The 665-nt window shown below is 55.6% G+C and carries 2 protein-coding genes; one reads left to right on the top strand and one right to left on the bottom strand.

The features are described 5' to 3' along the window. Window positions 1–305, bottom strand: a 305-nt coding sequence (locus B2R17_RS10515; protein WP_286763941.1) for an FAD-dependent oxidoreductase, incomplete at its 3' end; no start/stop codon positions are given. A 165-nt stretch (window positions 306–470) separates the two neighbouring features. On the opposite strand from B2R17_RS10515, the gene B2R17_RS10510 reads away from it, so the two are divergent. Continuing rightward, window positions 471–665, top strand: a 195-nt coding sequence (locus B2R17_RS10510; RefSeq protein ID WP_349676990.1) for a nitrilase-related carbon-nitrogen hydrolase, incomplete at its 3' end; no start/stop codon positions are given.

Raw genomic sequence — 665 nt, 5'->3', positions numbered from 1 at the left:
AGCGATTTCATGGTGCTGGTCACTGCATATCGCAATGCTTTGCTGGGGATTGTCCCCCAGTGAGTGCATCCACCACCAATTTGCCGGTATCGCTCCGCAACGCCCACACGCAATCCACCTTTCGCGGCTTGCATGGCGGCACCTTCGCCGCCCGGTCCGGTGCCAATGACAAATAAATCGAAATCAAATTTGTCAGGCGCAGGTTTGGCGGCTGGCTTCGCTTCGGGGGCGGGCAGATTGATGTCCTGTGTTTCGTCGGGCGACGCCGCCCCGTTGGACGAGGAGGATTCGGTCGCTGATGACATGACTCGTTCCCTGAAATTTGCAATGAATCGCGAGTCAATTCAGCGTTGGCCGCCTCACCGTTCGCTTCGTGTCTCGACATGATTGGGTACCACGGAGCGTCGTTTTCTGTTCGAATCATGGCTCGAAAGAATCCGTCACCCCGTCGAATAAGTCTTGTTTGTACGATGTTGATTGCTTGCGTCCAGACCGGTGTCCATTTTGCGTCCGTCGATCAGAACGTCGACGACGTCTGCAGGAAGATGGAACAGCTCGGCAAACAAAGCGTCGAACTCGCCGTTTTTCCTGAATGCACGCTGACCGGATACGGATACGAAAGTCGCGAAGAAGCACTCGATGCCGCCCCGACGATTGATTCACCC

The sequence above is a fragment of the Rhodopirellula sp. UBA1907 genome, from assembly GCF_002337565.1.
In the GTDB taxonomy this organism is placed as follows: Bacteria; Planctomycetota; Planctomycetia; order Pirellulales; family Pirellulaceae; genus Rhodopirellula; species Rhodopirellula europaea.
This window is presented reverse-complemented; position numbering and strand designations above follow the sequence as displayed.